The 16,209-nt window shown below is 44.0% G+C and carries 16 protein-coding genes; 1 reads left to right on the forward strand and 15 read right to left on the reverse strand.

Translation table 11 applies throughout. The annotated features are described in order from the left end of the window. Positions 1 to 30: 30 nt before the first annotated feature. The 8 genes from AC23P2_RS00805 to AC23P2_RS00840 form a co-directional block, all read right to left on the reverse strand. Entirely contained in the window at positions 31 to 1,038 is a 1,008-nt protein-coding gene (locus AC23P2_RS00805; protein WP_487771437.1) for a Gfo/Idh/MocA family protein, read from the reverse strand. Positions 1,039 to 1,365: 327 nt separating this feature from the next. Further along, positions 1,366 to 1,905 carry a protoporphyrinogen oxidase HemJ gene (hemJ, locus tag AC23P2_RS00810; protein ID WP_487771438.1) on the reverse strand — a complete coding sequence of 180 codons (540 nt, stop codon included), beginning with the start codon at positions 1,903 to 1,905 and terminating at the stop codon, positions 1,366 to 1,368. Between the two features lie 11 nt (positions 1,906 to 1,916). Further along, a complete protein-coding gene (locus AC23P2_RS00815; protein WP_487771439.1) occupies positions 1,917 to 3,386 on the reverse strand; it encodes a lytic transglycosylase domain-containing protein in 1,470 nt (489 codons plus the stop codon). 78 nt (positions 3,387 to 3,464) lie between these two features. Beyond that, positions 3,465 to 4,919 (reverse strand): Asp-tRNA(Asn)/Glu-tRNA(Gln) amidotransferase subunit GatA, encoded by a 1,455-nt coding sequence (gene gatA, locus AC23P2_RS00820; protein WP_487771785.1) that lies wholly within the window; start codon positions 4,917 to 4,919, stop codon positions 3,465 to 3,467. A 155-nt stretch (positions 4,920 to 5,074) separates the two neighbouring features. Continuing rightward, positions 5,075 to 5,275: a Sec-independent protein translocase subunit TatA/TatB gene (locus tag AC23P2_RS00825; RefSeq protein WP_028524216.1), complete on the reverse strand. Its 201-nt coding sequence runs from the start codon at positions 5,273 to 5,275 to the stop codon at positions 5,075 to 5,077. 179 nt (positions 5,276 to 5,454) lie between these two features. After that, a complete protein-coding gene (locus tag AC23P2_RS00830) occupies positions 5,455 to 5,895 on the reverse strand; it encodes a YkvA family protein (RefSeq protein ID WP_487771440.1) in 441 nt (146 codons plus the stop codon). Positions 5,896 to 5,977: 82 nt separating this feature from the next. Beyond that, positions 5,978 to 6,508 carry a YfiT family bacillithiol transferase gene (locus AC23P2_RS00835; RefSeq protein WP_487771441.1) on the reverse strand — a complete coding sequence of 177 codons (531 nt, stop codon included), beginning with the start codon at positions 6,506 to 6,508 and terminating at the stop codon, positions 5,978 to 5,980. Continuing rightward, positions 6,508 to 7,014: a cupin domain-containing protein gene (locus tag AC23P2_RS00840; protein ID WP_487771442.1), complete on the reverse strand. Its 507-nt coding sequence runs from the start codon at positions 7,012 to 7,014 to the stop codon at positions 6,508 to 6,510. Before AC23P2_RS00840 ends, AC23P2_RS00835 begins: the two co-directional genes overlap by 1 nt. Before the next feature lie 84 nt (positions 7,015 to 7,098). Between AC23P2_RS00840 and AC23P2_RS00845 the strand changes: the two genes are divergently transcribed. After that, positions 7,099 to 7,914, forward strand: coding sequence for a UDP-2,3-diacylglucosamine diphosphatase (locus tag AC23P2_RS00845; protein WP_487771443.1), 816 nt, complete (start codon positions 7,099 to 7,101; stop codon positions 7,912 to 7,914). Here AC23P2_RS00845 and AC23P2_RS00850 read toward each other — a convergent pair whose 3' ends face one another. The 7 genes from AC23P2_RS00850 to AC23P2_RS00880 all read right to left on the reverse strand — a co-directional run bounded on the left by AC23P2_RS00850 (position 7,915) and on the right by AC23P2_RS00880 (position 16,191). Then, positions 7,915 to 8,649, reverse strand: coding sequence for a carboxypeptidase-like regulatory domain-containing protein (locus tag AC23P2_RS00850; RefSeq protein WP_183972036.1), 735 nt, complete (start codon positions 8,647 to 8,649; stop codon positions 7,915 to 7,917). Between the two features lie 57 nt (positions 8,650 to 8,706). Further along, positions 8,707 to 9,540 carry a phosphatidate cytidylyltransferase gene (locus AC23P2_RS00855; RefSeq protein WP_487771444.1) on the reverse strand — a complete coding sequence of 278 codons (834 nt, stop codon included), beginning with the start codon at positions 9,538 to 9,540 and terminating at the stop codon, positions 8,707 to 8,709. Further along, a complete protein-coding gene (locus tag AC23P2_RS00860) occupies positions 9,521 to 9,733 on the reverse strand; it encodes a DUF2007 domain-containing protein (protein WP_028524209.1) in 213 nt (70 codons plus the stop codon). Before AC23P2_RS00860 ends, AC23P2_RS00855 begins: the two co-directional genes overlap by 20 nt. Before the next feature lie 54 nt (positions 9,734 to 9,787). Next, complete coding sequence (locus AC23P2_RS00865; RefSeq protein WP_487771445.1) at positions 9,788 to 10,684, reverse strand: CPBP family intramembrane glutamic endopeptidase; 897 nt, start codon at positions 10,682 to 10,684, stop codon at positions 9,788 to 9,790. A 224-nt stretch (positions 10,685 to 10,908) separates the two neighbouring features. Beyond that, positions 10,909 to 14,247, reverse strand: coding sequence for a translation initiation factor IF-2 (gene infB / locus AC23P2_RS00870; RefSeq protein ID WP_487771446.1), 3,339 nt, complete (start codon positions 14,245 to 14,247; stop codon positions 10,909 to 10,911). A gap of 168 nt (positions 14,248 to 14,415) precedes the next feature. After that, on the reverse strand, positions 14,416 to 15,660 hold the full coding sequence (gene nusA, locus AC23P2_RS00875; protein WP_472488855.1) for a transcription termination factor NusA: 1,245 nt from the start codon (positions 15,658 to 15,660) through the stop codon (positions 14,416 to 14,418). A gap of 63 nt (positions 15,661 to 15,723) precedes the next feature. Further along, positions 15,724 to 16,191, reverse strand: a complete 468-nt coding sequence (locus AC23P2_RS00880; protein ID WP_487771447.1) for a ribosome maturation factor RimP — start codon at positions 16,189 to 16,191, stop codon at positions 15,724 to 15,726. Positions 16,192 to 16,209: the final 18 nt, after the last annotated feature.

The following is a 16,209-nucleotide window of genomic DNA, read 5'->3' on the forward strand; positions in this document are numbered from 1 at the left end:
CCGTCTTGACACTGCCTTTCCGCTCACAAATTAACCCTTAAACGGCCTTGTGGGTACATCATCGTGGTCTTCATAAACCAACTCCATGGTATTCCGAACAGCGTCCAAAATTTGGATTAGGTTCAGGCTATCCCTCAATGTCCACCAATCGCTTTCTTTTCTTCCTTCCCTCAAACAAATATTAACTTCTTCTATTTCGTATTGGTAGCCCCAAGTCGGACGATCAAAAGTAAAGCGTTCGGTCGTTCCATCTTGGTATTTAACCGTAAACGCCTTGCTTTCGTGCCAACGAGGTTCAATCAAAATCATGCCTTTTTCACCATAAATAACCGCGTCAGAAGTTGTTTCGGCCCTAAAAGTGCAGCTTAAAAAAGCAAAACTACCATCGCGATAGGTCAATGTCATCCCAGTGGACTCATCTACTTTTGTTTCGGCAAACGTACAATGCGACGCAATCTCGTAAGGCATCCCAAAAACCAAATATGCCAAAAACACGGGATAAATACCGATGTCAAGCAGAGCTCCTCCGCCAAGGTCTTTGTTGTAGGCACGTTGCGTCAAATCTTGGTTTGCCCGAAAACCAAAATCTGCTTTTAAGCCCATCACTTTTCCAATTGCCCCTGACTCAATGATTTCGAGCATCTTATGCGTCCATGGCAAAAAGCGCGTCCAAAAGGCTTCCATCAAGAAAGTATTTCTAACGCGTGACGAGTCCACCATCGTCTCCACCTGCAACTTATTCATCGCAAACGGCTTTTCGCACAGTACAGGAATATTTGCGCTTAGACAAAGTAGCGTATGTTCGAAGTGAAATACGTGCGGCGACGCAATATAAACCACATCTAGCTCAGGGCAAGACACGATTTCGTCGTAGCTACCATAGGCATATTTAGCCCCATATTCATTGGCAAATGTTTCCGCCCGTCCTTTGTCGCGCGATGCAACTGCCGTCAGAACCGCTCCTTCGACATGCTTTAAATCTTGAGCAAATTTATGAGCAATTCGCCCTGGCCCGATTATTCCCCAACGTATAATCATCTTTCTTTTAGTCTGTTTTTGTTAATCTTTTCGTATAGATACGCAAAAAAAGTCAGTTCGATGCTTACAAAATCATATTTTGTTCAGTTTTTGTATTGAAATATCCTTTTAACGTAATAAAATGACAGGTACTAGGAATACCGCGCTTGTTCAGAACAGATAGGAATTACCTTGCGTATGACATTGATAAAAATGATAGCTACGGTGAACAATTAATGTATGTTCAGCATACAAATTGATTTAACTAGGGATTTTTTAGGCAATACTTCGCTTAGGCGGGTTGTGAGTAACCCTTTACACGATAACTATGAAGTAACAAAGTAGGTGCTAGTTTTTTTCCCTACGTTTTTTGTACGCTTTGGCAAACATAAACAGCAGTACGCCAAAGGCCAGAACGCCGCCAAAAGCGTACAGGAAATTGAGCGTGTCGCGCAAAACCGCCAACAACGCAATACTTACCAAAAAGAGCGTAGGAAGCTCATTAAGAAGCCTAAATTGGAAGGAATCAAACGGATTTTTGCCTTGTTCCAACTGCAAAATGATACGTTTGCACCAAAGGTGATAAACCGTCAGTAAAATCAAAATGGTCAACTTAACGTGGAACCAACCCATTTGCCAATAGCCTGGGTTGAGCAAGGTCATAGTGAGGCCACACGTCCAGGTCAACATCATCGCGGGGTTACAAATGATTTTGTATGCTCGCCATTCCATGAGGTTAAACTGCGCTTTAAACGCTTCTCGAAGCTCAGGAGTAGGCTTTTGTTCGGCTTCTACGTGATACACAAACATGCGAACCAAGTAAAACAAGCCCGCAAACCAAGCGACCGCCCCCACAATGTGGAAAGCTTTAAAATAAAAAAGTGCCATGTATGATGCTGTTACCCTACAATGAGTTTCTGTCCTTTACGAACAGTGTTGCCTTTTAAGCGGTTGATTTTTTTCAAGCGACTGATATTAATACCATAACGTTCGGCAATGGTCGAAAGCGTATCGCCTGGCTGAACACGGTGATAACGAATCTTGATTTTCGTTTTTGTATCTGCCGCCAACTGCCCTTGCAGTGGCGCATTGACATTTTTAGTAGTTTCTTTGAATACAACCAACCGTTTACCACGCATGATGCTATTGCTCCGCAAATGGTTCCAGCGTTTCAAATCGTAGGTATCTACGCCATAGCGGCTTGCTATTTTTCCGAGTGTCTCTCCTCGGCGCACCGTGTGGTACATTTTCCGCGTCTGGCGCGTAATGATGGTTTCTGGGTCTTCATTTTCATCGCCTGCCGCAACCAATCCACCTACTTTTTTGATGGCACCAGCACTATCGGTAGTTTCCTCCCCATTGGCAGCCAATAGCATAGGGCTTTGGAATGGTGATTTCGTCGCTGAATCCCAAATTGCTAAGCGATTTTCTTGAAAAAAGTCAAAATTATGGCTCGGAACACGGAGAACGTATTCTTTGGTCGTCGCGGGGAGTTCGGTGTTAATAACTTGTGGATTAAGTTTATAAAACTCATCCAACGAAATATTACTTAGTTTGGCAAACGTATGTAAGTTGACATATCCCGACACTTGAATCGTGTCAAAAAGCATGGGATAATCGGGGGTTTCCGCAAAAATACCGTGATCGGCGTGGTAATGCATCAAGTACGTCATGGCCACAAATTGAGGCACATAATGACGTGTTTGTTTGGGCAAGAAATTATAGATTCCCCAGAAAGTACTTGAGCCTGAGCGGCGCATCGCCCTTTTTACGTTACCTGGCCCAACGTTATAAGCGGCCAAAGCCATTTCCCAGTCGCCAAAAGCACGGTGAAGCCGTTTCAAATACACACAAGCGGCTTCGGTTGATTTTACGGGGTCAAAACGCTCATCGATGTAGTCATTTTGCTTCATTCCATACTCACGGCCCGTTGCAGGCATAAATTGCCACAACCCACCTGCGCCTGCGTACGAAATAATGCGCGGGTTTAGCCCCGACTCAATCAATGACAAAAACTTCAACTCGCGCGGCATTCCGTGTTTTTCAAGCATCTGCTCGTACAACGGAAAGTACAAGTGCATTTGCTCTAGCATTCGCTTCACAAAGCTCGGCTTGCGGTAGATAAAATACTCCACAAATTGATGCGTTACCTTGTGATAACGGAGCGGTATGATGTTTTCCAACTTGGCAAGACGTTCGCGTACAAGGGCTTCCGACACCGTTGAATCGGCCATTGCTTCTACTTGAATTTGTTCTTCCACTACGTTGGTGTCAGTCTCTACTTCTTGTGCACGGGCACCCTCGCTTGTTCCAAGCCAACACATCCCCGCTACCAATCCCATGCCCACAATTCGCTTCAATTCCATCATCGTTCCGTTGTTTTCTCGTTAGGTTTTACATCTTTTTTGTTCGTTTTTCAATGGCTATTTTATCGCTTATGTTGAGTATTAGGCCAAAGAATTTGCTGGTTCTTTGGCTACTATATATTTTGAGAAAGCCAGCAAATCAGCTTCTCCGAATGGTTTTCCTAGCACTTGAAGTCCCATGGGGAGCCCCTGTTCGTCGGTTCCGACAGGAATCGAAATGGCAGGATACCCAATCACGTTTGCTTGTACCGTAAATATATCGGCCAAATACATCTGTAACGGATCTTCGGTTTTATCTCCAATCGGGAAGGCCGTTGTTGGCGTAGTTGGCATTATCAAAAAGTCATATTTCTTAAAAAGCTCATCGGTCTGATTTTTTACCAAACGGCGCACTTTTTGAGCTTTGGTATAATACGCATCATAATAACTCGCACTGAGCACAAACGTACCAAGCATGATGCGTTTTTTTACTTCTTTTCCAAAACCTTCACTGCGCGATTTTTTGTAAAGTTCCATCAAATCCACGGGAGTTGCCGTACGATGGCCGTATCTTACTCCGTCAAAACGAGACAAATTTGAACTCGCCTCGGCCGTAGTAAGGATATAATAAGTTGGCAGAATATAAGAAAGTAACTCAAAGTCTATAGGCTCTACTTCATGGCCTTGCTCGCGTAACCAGTCAAGTTTGGCTTGCATAGCTTGTCGAATTTCGGGTTGTAGCGCCTCACTTTCTACGCCTTCCCGCAAATAAGCCACTTTTTGTTTTTGAACCGTCGTTTCGGCTACTGCTTTCGTAAAAGAAGGTACGGGCAATTGCGATACCGTACTATCAAAATCATCGGCACCTGCCATAATTTCTAGCAAAAGAGCGGCATCATCTACACTTTTGGTGATTGGCCCTATGCAATCAAACGACGAGCCGTAGGCAATCAGCCCCCAACGCGACACACGTCCATAGGTAGGTTTTAGGCCAACAAGCCCACAAAAAGCCGCAGGCTGACGCACCGAACCACCCGTATCTGAGCCCAATGACGCCAAGCACATATCTGCTTGGACTGCCACTGCCGAGCCTCCCGACGAACCTCCAGGAACGCGGGAAGTATCCGCAGCATTGCGGACAACCCCAAACGCACAGCTTTCGTTGGAAGAGCCCATCGCAAATTCATCGCAGTTTTGGCGACCAATGATGATGGCATCTTCGGCCAATACCCGCTGCACGGCGGTAGCAGTAAACTGCGACACAAAACCATTTAAAATGGCACTTCCTGCTTGTAATCCGTGATTTTGATAGCAAAGGACATCCTTAATTCCGAGTACCATTCCCGCTAGGCGTCCTGCTGTTCCTGCCGCAATTTTTTGGTCAATTTCTTCTGCTCTTTGCGTTGCTTCTTGGTCATACACCGCCACAAACGCATTCAAGACTGGATTTTTTTCCTCTATGTTTTTCAAATAATACGCCACTAGCTCACGGCACGATACAGTTCCCGAACGGAGGTCGGTTTGAATTTCACTAAGAGAAGTATAATGATAGCTCACAATCAATAGATTACCGCCAACGAAATTGGCATTAAATTGGGATTGGTACAAAATAAAAATCGGCAGTAGTCCGAAGGCTACTGCTGATTTTTGGCTAAATCGTCATTAAAAAGCCGTTTTTCGGCAAAATTTCCCCGAAAATTGGCGGGCAGACCTTAGCGACTTTCGTCAAGTCCTTTTTCGATGTTTTCTTTCACTTCCTTAGAAGCTTCTTTGAATTCACGAATGCCTTTTCCTAACCCTTTCATCAACTCAGGAATTTTCTTTGCGCCGAAAAGTAACAACACGATAAGGGCGATAAAGATGAGTTCCTGTCCACCCAAGCCCATGATTAAAAAAATTGAAAGCGTATTCATTTTGAAAATGCGGTTAGTGATTTCTCTAAATTGTTGCTTTTATACATCGCTGTACATTCAAGCAATGTATTGATTACAGTAATAAAACGAAATAGGACTGTTTATTTACCGTTGATTTTCGATTTTTAACCCTATTTTAAGGAATCTTTTGGCAAAATTAACAACTATTTCGCAGATTATCAGCCAATCGTGATAGTATTTCGTTTTGACTCCCACTCACGAAAAGCATCAAGGTCGTCGCCAATGGCATTAAACAACCAAACAACCAAGGCAATGTCATCGGTTAATCCTACAATCGGTAGTATATCAGGAATGACATCAATTGGTGACAAAAAATACAGCAAAACCGCAATAATGCGGGTCAGTGTTTTCCAAGGTACTGTTTTGTATTCTCCTTTAACATAGGCTTTGAGCAAACGTACCAATAACATTACTTTTTCCCTAAGGGAATCGTAGGTCGCGCCTTTTAGGGTGTTGGTTTTGTTTAATACTTTCCCTAAAAGTTCAACAAGGCTACCCGCATTGCGGGCATAACGCCCTGCTTTACCAGTGGCGCTTTTAAAAAATACAGACTTCAATACCCGAACTAAGATATTGTCAGAAGTGGATGCGGAAGGCATTTCGGTACTATTAATTGGATGTTAATTTGCTTACACCCTCATAAACGTAAAAATGGCTGAAAAGATTTGCTAGGCGCTTATCTTATTTCCAGCCTTCTTTGATACAAAGCTGATTGATATGCTCATAATGGTGCTCGCTGTGCCAAGCGTACAGCGCTGCTACTTCCCGAAGAGGAAATACCCGCTTTGTTTCTGGGTGGAAATAAGTGCGTTCCCAGTCTGCGTCACTCAAGGAATTAAGCAACATTACCCAACGCAAATGTACGTATTTTAGCAACTGCAACGACCACTCTACGGGGGCACCTTTGCCATCGGCTAACTCAGCCCAAAGTGCTTCTTCGTAAGGCTTAATAGCTGGATTCTCTTCTGTCAAAGCCAACTTAAAGCGAATGTAAGCATTCATGTGACTATCAACAACGTGGTGGACTGTTTGGCGCACTGTCCAGCCTTCGGGGCGGTAAGGTGTTTCTAGTTGTACCTCATTAAGTACATTCACCACATTAAATAACTTAGAAGGCAACGCGCTGATTTCCTGAATATGCGCTTGCGTTTCGGCCGCCGAATAGGTTTTTCCAAACGCAAAGCGGCCAATGGGGTATTTAAGGTTTTCCATTATCTTCCAAAATCATCTTGTACACGTACGATGTCATCTTCGTCTGATGGGTGTTCTGGGTCGGTATGTTGCCAAATTTCGGCCAAAACTCCCCATCCTGATAACCCTACCAAACGGTGACGCTCTCCTTGACGCAAGGTAATCAAATCACCTGGCTGGTACGACTGCACCTCGGTTTCTTCGTCGGTATCGCTTTTTACAACCCCTACTGTTCCTGACACAACGCGCCAAATCTCCGCACGGCGGTGGTGGTATTGCCACGACAAGCGTTTCTCTGGCGCAACAAGTAGTATTTTAGGGCTTAGTTTTTGCGTAATTTGAATGCTTGACAGCTCAACTGTCGGGAAATAGGTCGCGGCAAACTGAGGCGTTTGGTCTTCGTTAATCACAAAAAAACCTCCCCATGGGCGGGTTTGATCTTGCTTAACAATGCTAAAACCTTGCTCGGCCAACTGTGCAGCGACGGCCTCAAATACTTCTGATTTAGTGGGGATGGGTGTTTCCATGAAAATTTGCTTGGGTAAGTCGTAAAATTAGAAAAAATCTTGTAAAGTAATCTCCGTATTTTTGCCCGAATGTTTCAAAGTCACATGTCTTTTCAATCTCTAAAAGTCACCCTTTCACCCGCAAAGAAAATCTATTTTGCCTCTGATTTTCACCTTGGTGCCCCCACTCATGCCGATAGCCTCGTTCGCGAAAAGCGCATTGTGCGGTGGCTAGAAAGTATCCGTCACGATGCACAACTAATCTGCTTGGTTGGCGATTTGTTTGATTTCTGGTACGAACACAAGCGCGTCGTTCCGCGTGGTTTCGTTCGGTTGTTGGGAAAACTCGGGGAACTGACGGATGCAGGCATCCAAATTATCGCATTCCCTGGCAATCACGATATGTGGATGACCGATTATTTTGAAAAAGAATTAAACATCAAAACCTACCGCCGCCCGCTTGATTTACTGGTCGAAACCACACCTAATGCGCCCATCCGATCGTTTCACGTTGCGCACGGCGACGGGCTTGGCCCAGGCGACCATTTTTACAAATTACTGCGCATTGTTTTTGAAAGTAAATTAGCGAGTTGGGCTTTTGGCAACCTTTTACATCCCAATCTTGCACTCTGGCTGGGGCAATCGTGGGCGTTGCATAGCTGGCGCAAACACCAAAAAGAAGGACAACCGTCGTATTGGGGTGAAGACAAAGAGTGGCTTGTGTTGTATGCGAAGGAACAAGAAAAACTAAACCATCACGATTTTTACGTTTTTGGCCACCGACACATCAAGCTCGACTTGCCCATCAATCAGTACAGTCGAACCCTCATTTTGGGAGATTGGATTGTGTATAATTCTTATGCCGTTTTTGATGGCCAAGAAACCCAGCTCGTCGATTATGACGAGCCCTTAAAAGCGTAATTAATTGTCTTTCTTCAAAATATCTTGGCGAGAGATATTTTCGCGGGGGGCTTGTTTAAGAATGTCGCGGTATTCTTTCTTTTTCAAGTCACCGTTTTTGACTGACTTAATAAAGCTTGCCCAGGCAAAGGGATTTAAGAAAGGCAGGGTGTTTGAGAAGCTTCGGTTGGCGGCATTATCACGACCAAAAATTTGTTGGTCCATAAAACTTCGGTAGTTAGAGGCGGCGCTCATAGGTGTTGCAGCCGCCATCTGCATCAAGAGCTCTTGGCGCGTATTTCGTTCGAGGTTTTCGCGTTCAAATTCGTCAGGCAATTTCATTGCGATAAACGCTTTTTTAAAGTCTTCTTCCGTTGCATACGGATAGACCTTGACTTCAGCCAACGTTTTTATGTCTTCTTTCATCAAAATGATGGCCGAATACGACTCTTCCATGTGGCGTTTTGGAACCACGTGGTATTGCTTTTGGTATCCCAAATAACTAAATACCACACTATCCCCAGGAAATACGGGTAAAGCGAAATATCCCGCTTCGTCCGCTAAGGTTCCTCGTCCTGCTTTTGGAATAAAAATATAGGCTTTCGCGAGCGTTTGTGTCCCTTTTACTCCGACTACACGCCCCGTAAACATAATGCTTTTTACCTGCCCTTGGGCACGTCCTTCTACTGTATTCAGCAATGAAAGCAAAAAAATAACCCCAACAAGGAAGTAGCTGTATGTATGTTTTTGTAGCATAGTTTCTGGTCAAAAATGAACGCAAAGGTGTGTCCTTATAATGAGTAACGTTTTTATCTATGAAAAAATTTTAACGAATGTCACAATAAACGGTGCCGAAAGTAGCAAGCCGTCAAAACGGTCTAAAAAGCCTCCGTGTCCTGGAATCGTACTACCAGAATCTTTGATGGCGATGCTTCTTTTAAAAAGAGATTCTACTAAATCTCCTAATGTACCTGCCACCACAATCAGTGCTCCGATACAATACCAAGCCCATTCTTCGTACGAGCGGAAGTACATCCCAAGGAAGAAAGCGACAATGGCTGCAAAAAAAGCCCCACCAACGGCTCCTTCCCATGATTTTTTGGGAGAAACACGTTCAAAAAGCTTTCTTTTTCCGAAATAAGTACCCGCAAAATAGGCCCCTACGTCTGTTGCCCACAATAAAAATAAGCTTCCGAGTACAATTTCATAATTATACACGCCACCACGCATCGCCAAGACACTTAGTAACGAAAAAGGTATGGCGACATAAATAATTCCCAAAAACGTAAAAGCGATATTTTGAAAGGGCTTTAGGTCTTTTTTCTTATATAGTTTTATAAAGAAAATCATGGTCACCATCGGGCTAATCAGGAAGTAATTTTGGAAATCAATTACTTCTTTTTCAATTAAAAATGTTAGGAGGTTTATAAACACCCCACACAATGTGCCATAATACGTCAATGGTTGGTTTCCGTCAAGCCCTAGTAGTTTGTAAAACTCTAATTGGGTAAGAATACTGATGGCACAAAAAAGCAATAAAAACGTCCAATCACTGTACAAAATAGCGGATAAAATGATGGCTACCCCTACAATTGCTGCAATAATACGTTGTTGAAGATTAGATAGGTTATTCAAAGGAGATTTCATTCTCTACGATAGTTTTGGCAATGATAGCATCTTTCAAAGGAACATACAACTCGTACTTGCCAAAGTGGTAACTGCTATCCTGTTTATTAATAACAACTCCCGAAATAGATTGTTGCTCTAAATATTCCCGCACGATTTCGGCACGATGCTGGAAACTTGTCTCAAAGATTTTTTCCCAATTATCAACAGTCATTTGGTTTATTGTAAATGTAAGCGCCTCCGTGCTATGCAGATAGTGCTAAACAATCTACAACTGGGCAACTCTACGGTGAGAAATCATTTTTAGGTTTAAAAGCAAACCTGCCGTTAGTACTAATGATAATAATGCCCCCGTCCATGAAATAGTAGATTCGGGATTCTCAACATTCATTGAAATTAGCTGCTGGTTGGACAGGTAAACCATTAGCAGCGTAGCTGCATTATTGACGAAGTGAGCAAAAATAGGTGTCCATAAATTTCGGCTCCACGCATACATATAGCCAAACATGGCACCTAGGAGCATTCGGGGGATAAAACCTAAGAACTGCAAATGGGTAGCACTAAATATCGCCGCTGTCAACCAAATGGAGATGTGCATGTCTCCAATTTTATGAAATATTTTCCGTTGAATAATACCTCTGAACAGAACTTCTTCGCCAATGGCTGGAATAATAGCCATCACCGTCATGGCCACTAATAGCTTGGGCAATGACTTAAATTCGGTTAAAAACTGGGTCATTGTGGCCAGTTCTTGCTCTTTGCGTCTCATCCAGCTTTCGACCCTGAATAATCCCTGAGGCAAGTGTACACTATTATTCCATTCAATAATTAGGCTATTCAACGGCATAAAAGCCAGCACGGCCAAACAAGCAACTCCTAGTAGTAAAAAAGAAGGTAACGGACGGCGTACGAATTCTTCTACCCGATGTTGTTCTGACCAGCGCCAATAGATAACGCTAGGAATAAGAAATGTAAACGAATGCGATACGGCTTGTATCAACATCAAATACCACCATGAATGCGGGTAAGCCTCGGGCTTTTGCAGCATTTGAGCGATGTCTTCTAGCCCCAACCCACCATGCGTCATACTCAAGGCCATAATCGCCGCCATCGCAAGGAGATTGCCTAGCGAAGAACCCAGCAAAACCAGCCCAAAAAGTAACATGACGTTACGCCAAGGGGGTCTTTGGGGGACACTATGAAAAATATCTGATTGTATTTCTTCCACGGATTAACTAAATAAACTTACACAAATATAACATTCCCTGCCAAATTATGATACTTTGTCCCTCACTCAGGTAAAGTTTGTGCGACGTTCTCCACCTTCCTTAAAACGAAACGGGCCTTTGGTGATACCAAAAGCCCGTCGCAATCAATGTATTTGTATGTTTACAGCGTCCGTTTTACTTCTTTCATTTCGAAGCTTTCTACAATATCCCCTACTTGAATATCATTAAGCCCCTTGATGCTAAGACCAAATTCAAACCCTGATTTAACTTCGTTTACATCGTCTTTGTAACGTTTAAGCTGCGAAATTTCACCTTCGTGAACCACAATAAAGTCACGGATAACGCGCACTTTGTTATTGCGTTTAAGATGCCCATCGGTTACGTAACATCCTGCTACGGTACCTACTTTGCTAATCTTGAACACTTCGCGAATCTCAGCGTTACCTACAATGACTTCTTCCATTGTTGGCTCCAACATACCCAACATCGCGTCTTTCACTTCGTTAATAGCGTCGTAAATGACCGAGTAAAGGCGGATTTCGATTTGTTCTTGTTCTGCAAGTTTCTTGGCATTGATAGAAGGGCGAACTTGGAAACCAACGATGATGGCATCCGACGCAATTGCCAAGTTGACATCCGACTCAGCGATTTGACCCACCGCTTTGTTGACAATATTCACTTGTACCTCTTCCGTCGAAAGTTTCAACAACGAGTCAGACAGGGCTTCTACCGAACCGTCCACGTCACCTTTGATGATGATGTTCAATTCTTTGAAAGTTCCGATGGCCTTACGACGACCGATTTCTTCCAGCGTAATGTGCTTACGAGTACGGATCGTTTGCTCACGCATGATTTGTTCGCGCTTGTTGGCAATCTCTCGTGCTTCACGTTCTGATTCCATCGCATTGAACTTATCCCCCGCTTGAGGCGCACCGTTCAAACCAAGCAACTGTACTGGAGTAGATGGCCCTGCTGTTTTCAAGCGCGTTCCTGACGCATCAAACATGGCCTTTACCCGTCCGTGGTGTGAACCTGCCAAGATAGGATCTCCTACTTTGAGTGTTCCCGTCTGCACCAACACTGTTGCCAAATAACCACGGCCTTTGTCCAGCGATGCTTCAATCACAGTACCAGAAGCGCGGCGTTCGGGGTTGGCTTTGAGTTCGAGCAAGTCAGCTTCCAACAATACTTTTTCAAGCAAATCAGGAATACCAACCCCTGATTTTGACGAAATTTCTTGGGTTTGGTACTTTCCACCCCACTCTTCCACCAAAATATTCATATTTGCCAATGCTTCTCGGATTTTTTCCGTGTTGGCACCTGGCTTGTCAATCTTACTAAAGGCAAACACAATCGGGCTTCCCGCGTTTTGTGCGTGGTTAATTGCTTCCCGCGTTTGAGGCATGATAGAGTCGTCCGCAGCAATCACAATGATAACGACGTCTGTTACTTTCGCACCCCGCGCACGCATCGCCGTAAAGGCTTCGTGACCTGGTGTATCGAGGAATGTAATTCGGCGACCGCCATCTGTTTTTACGCTGTATGCCCCAATGTGCTGCGTGATTCCCCCCGCTTCACCCGCTGCTACGCGAGTACGGCGAATATAGTCAAGCAATGATGTTTTACCGTGGTCAACGTGACCCATGATGGTTACGATAGGGGCGCGTTCTTGCAAATCAGCCTCGTCGTCTTCAATTTCCTGTACATCGCCCTGAATTTCTTCTTCGGCAGAGATGAAAGAAACGTCATAACCAAACTCATCCGCAATCAAGGTAATACTTTCTGCATCCAAACGCTGGTTAATTGAGACGAACATTCCCATGCTCAAACAAACAGAAATAACCTCTTGCACCGACACGTCCATCAAAGAAGAAAGCTCATTGGCCGAGACAAACTCTGTTACCTTGAGTACTTTTGCATCTTCTTGTTCTTGCATCAAGCGATCTTCTTCTGCTACTGCACGAACCCGACGACGCTCACGACGTTTGTCAGCTCCAAAGTTTTTACCACGCGTAGTACCACTCAGACGAGCATTTGTTGCCTTGATTGAGTCTGATACTTCTTTGTCAGAGATTTCCTCTTTGCGTTCGCGGCGGTTGTTATTGGCCGTGTTTCCGCCCTTTTTATTGTTATTATTACTGTTGTTGTTGGTATTGTTACTGGTGTTGGTATTGTTAGTATTGGTATTCCCACCTTGTCCTTGACCCGAGTTTGGTCCTCTGCGGTTGTTGTTATTGTTGGAATTATTGTTGTTGTTACCTCCACCTTGCGCGTTTCCTCCAGAGGCTTGCTGCGGTCTGTTCTGACCGTCCCTTGCAGGTCGATCTCCTTGTCTTCCGCTATTGCCACTATTGTTGGCGTTTGTGTTACTGTTACTGTTGTTATTTCCAGCAGTATTGTTACCGTTGTTATTATTATTGTTGTTGTTACGGTTAGCAGGCGCATTTTCAACCACCTTTTCCCCTTTGCGTACACGCTTACGCTTACGTTTTTTGTCCTTGTCCTTATCGCGATTTCCTCCTGAATCACCACTACGGCGATCAGTTGGAAGCTCAATTTTCCCTAAAATGGTCAAACCTTTTAGTGGATCGGCTTTCGCTTCGATAAGTACAGGTTGTGCCTCCACTTCGGGGGCAGCGGCCGGCTCTTCTTTGGCTGGCTGGGGAGGAGTTACTGGTGGCTGAGGTTTTTCAACTCGTGGAGCTGGTTTCTCAACCTCCTGTTTAGGTTGCGGTTGGCTTACTTCTACCTTCACTGGTGGCTCTTGAACTTTTGGTGGAGCAGGAGTTGGCTTCACCTCTTGCACTGGTTCTTCTTTTTTCTCCTCCACTTTAGGGGTTTCCACAGGTGGTTTTATTGGCTCTGGAGTAGGAGCTGGTTTTGTCTCCACTACTACTGGAGCAGGGGCTGGAGTTGGTACTGGCGCTGGCGCTGGTTTTTCTTCAACCACTGGTGGTTTCACAACTACTGGTTCTTCTACCTTAGGCGCCACAGGTGGTTCTGGTTTTTTCTCCTCAACAGGAGGAACTACCACCACAGGTTTTGGCTCTTCAACTGGCTTGGGAGCTGGCTGAGGAGGTGTAACCGATGATTTAGGCGCGTCTAAATCAATTTTACCTACTACTTTCAATCCAATTTGAGATGTCTCGGCACGTAAAATCTCTGGTTCTTTTGGCGACGTTGATTCAGAGGCTGATTCACTGGCAGGTTTGTTATTACCTGCTGCTTGTGAGCTACGAAAATACAGCACGGGGCTATCTTCTCCCTTTGCTGGTGGCGTGGTTACTACTACTTCTTCTTTTTTGGGTGCACTTCCCCCCAACAACGACTCAGCCTTGAATTCTTTCGCCAAAAACTCAAGTTGTTCTGCGTTTAGCTTTGTATTAGGATTGTTGTCCACCTTATACCCTTTTGCAGCCAAAATACTCGCAACCGCTGCGTGATTACGGTTGAGAATTCGGGCCGCTTGGCTAAGGCGCATACTTTTTTCTTCCGACATATTGGAAATTTTCGTACTAAAGTACGGGTTATTGTTTATTCGTTTTTCTGGAAAAACCCTGAAAATTAGTCCAAAGATACAGATTTATTTGTCAAGTCTTAGTATCTCTCGTACTAACAACGCCTAAAAACCGTTTGTAATGGACATTTTAAATCTAAAAGTCCTGAATTATTCAAACTCTCGGCGCAAAATTTCTAAGATTTCATCAACGGTTTCTTCTTCAAGATCGGTACGGCGAATCAACTCTTCTTTGCTGATGCTGATTACTTGTTTCGCAGTATCCAAACCTATCTTACGGAATTCTTCGATCATCCACTCGTCGATTTCGTCCGTAAATTCGTTCAAGTCAACGTCTTCTTCGTCTTCCTGACCTTCTACATCGCGGAATACGTCGATTTCCATGCTCACTAAGCGGCCTGCCAACTTGATGTTTTGTCCCCCTTTACCAATTGCCAACGACACTTGGTCTGGTTTCAAATACACCGATACTCGTTTGGCTTCGCGGTCGATAACCATTGAGGTGATTTTTGCAGGGCTCAACGCACGCTGAATCAACAACTCTAAGTTTTCAGTGTAGTTGATAACGTCGATATTTTCGTTGTTCAATTCACGTACAATCGTATGAATACGTGAACCTTTCATACCCACGCAAGCTCCTACGGGGTCGATGCGGTCGTCGTATGATTCAACTGCGACTTTGGCTCTTTCGCCTGGTTCGCGGACAATCTTACGGATATGGATAAGGCCATCGTAGATTTCAGGGATTTCGTTTTCAAATAAACGCTCCAAGAACACTGGCGACGTACGCGACAAGGTGATGCGTGGCGTACCGTTGTTTAACTCTACTTTGTGGATTACCGCTTTTACAGGCTCACCTTTGCGGTACTTGTCTTTGAAAATCTGCTCTTGTTTTGGCAATGCCAGTTCGTTTCCTTCCGAATCCAAACAAATAAGCTCATTTTTCAAAATCTGATACACTTCCACGTTGAGCAAATCGCCCACCATGTCTTTGTATTTGTAGTACAACAATTCTTTCTCCAAATCCTTGATTTTTTGAATCAATGTTTGGCGAGCTGTTTGCACCATACGGCGGCCAAAGTCCTCCAATTTCACTTCTTCGGCGACTTCTTCACCTACTTCAAAGTCATCTTGGATTTTACGGGCTTCTGCCAATGGAATTTTATCTGGTTCCCAAATATCTTCTGAGTTATCGTCCACGATTTCGCGGGTACGCCACATTTCGAGGTCTCCACTGTCTGGGTTGATGATTACGTCAAAATTGGTATCGGTTCCATATTTCTTACGAATCATTGTACGAAACACATCTTCCAATACTTTGATAATCGTAGGACGATCGATGTTTTTGGAACGCGCAAACTCCGCAAATGATTCTATCAATACTGCACTATCCATTTTCTTTCGAAAGAGTTAAGTGGCAAGCCACAGTTTATGGTTATTCGTTAGTTTTTATTCGTATTAAAATTTGATTTGTACTTCTGCTCTGGCAATATCACCATAGGCAAAAGTCAACTCCGCAGGGACTTGGTCTTTCTTCTTTTTCTTCAATTCCTCCTTGATGGTAAAACCTTCGTCCGAAACAGCGATTAACTCTCCCCTTTTTTCGATTCCGTCTTTCAGAATCACTTTCAGCGTACGGCCAATGTTTTTCTGAAACTGACGAGGAAAAGCTAAGGGATAATCTACGCCTGGCGAGGAAACCTCAAGGGTATAAGCGTGCGGAATAAGCTCCTCCGCTTCAATCATATCATCTAGTTTACGGCTTATTTCAGCACATTCGTCGATGCTAATTCCCGCATCACTATCCATCAATATCGTCACCTTTTGTCGAACTTTTGAAGGAGAAACTTGTACTTCTACAATGAAGTATTTATCTTCTTCCAAAAGCGTTGACAGCAAAGCGATTATTTTTTCTTTTAGGTTCATTTTTTGCCAACAAAAAAG

The sequence above is a fragment of the Runella sp. R0.1_18 genome, from assembly GCF_057652155.1.

Excerpts from the sequence above, each read along its gene's own strand:
- AC23P2_RS00805 (WP_487771437.1), bottom strand. The coding sequence starts at position 1,038 with ATGATTATACGTTGGGGAATAATCGGGCCAGGGCGAATTGCTCATAAA.
- hemJ (WP_487771438.1), bottom strand. The coding sequence starts at position 1,905 with ATGGCACTTTTTTATTTTAAAGCTTTCCACATTGTGGGGGCGGTCGCT.
- AC23P2_RS00815 (WP_487771439.1), bottom strand. The coding sequence starts at position 3,386 with ATGATGGAATTGAAGCGAATTGTGGGCATGGGATTGGTAGCGGGGATG.
- AC23P2_RS00825 (WP_028524216.1), bottom strand. The coding sequence starts at position 5,275 with ATGAATACGCTTTCAATTTTTTTAATCATGGGCTTGGGTGGACAGGAA.
- AC23P2_RS00830 (WP_487771440.1), bottom strand. The coding sequence starts at position 5,895 with ATGCCTTCCGCATCCACTTCTGACAATATCTTAGTTCGGGTATTGAAG.
- AC23P2_RS00835 (WP_487771441.1), bottom strand. The coding sequence starts at position 6,508 with ATGGAAAACCTTAAATACCCCATTGGCCGCTTTGCGTTTGGAAAAACC.
- AC23P2_RS00840 (WP_487771442.1), bottom strand. The coding sequence starts at position 7,014 with ATGGAAACACCCATCCCCACTAAATCAGAAGTATTTGAGGCCGTCGCT.
- AC23P2_RS00845 (WP_487771443.1), top strand. The coding sequence starts at position 7,099 with ATGTCTTTTCAATCTCTAAAAGTCACCCTTTCACCCGCAAAGAAAATC.
- AC23P2_RS00850 (WP_183972036.1), bottom strand. The coding sequence starts at position 8,649 with ATGCTACAAAAACATACATACAGCTACTTCCTTGTTGGGGTTATTTTT.
- AC23P2_RS00855 (WP_487771444.1), bottom strand. The coding sequence starts at position 9,540 with ATGAAATCTCCTTTGAATAACCTATCTAATCTTCAACAACGTATTATT.
- AC23P2_RS00860 (WP_028524209.1), bottom strand. The coding sequence starts at position 9,733 with ATGACTGTTGATAATTGGGAAAAAATCTTTGAGACAAGTTTCCAGCAT.
- AC23P2_RS00865 (WP_487771445.1), bottom strand. The coding sequence starts at position 10,684 with ATGTTACTTTTTGGGCTGGTTTTGCTGGGTTCTTCGCTAGGCAATCTC.
- infB (WP_487771446.1), bottom strand. The coding sequence starts at position 14,247 with ATGTCGGAAGAAAAAAGTATGCGCCTTAGCCAAGCGGCCCGAATTCTC.
- nusA (WP_472488855.1), bottom strand. The coding sequence starts at position 15,660 with ATGGATAGTGCAGTATTGATAGAATCATTTGCGGAGTTTGCGCGTTCC.
- AC23P2_RS00880 (WP_487771447.1), bottom strand. The coding sequence starts at position 16,191 with ATGAACCTAAAAGAAAAAATAATCGCTTTGCTGTCAACGCTTTTGGAA.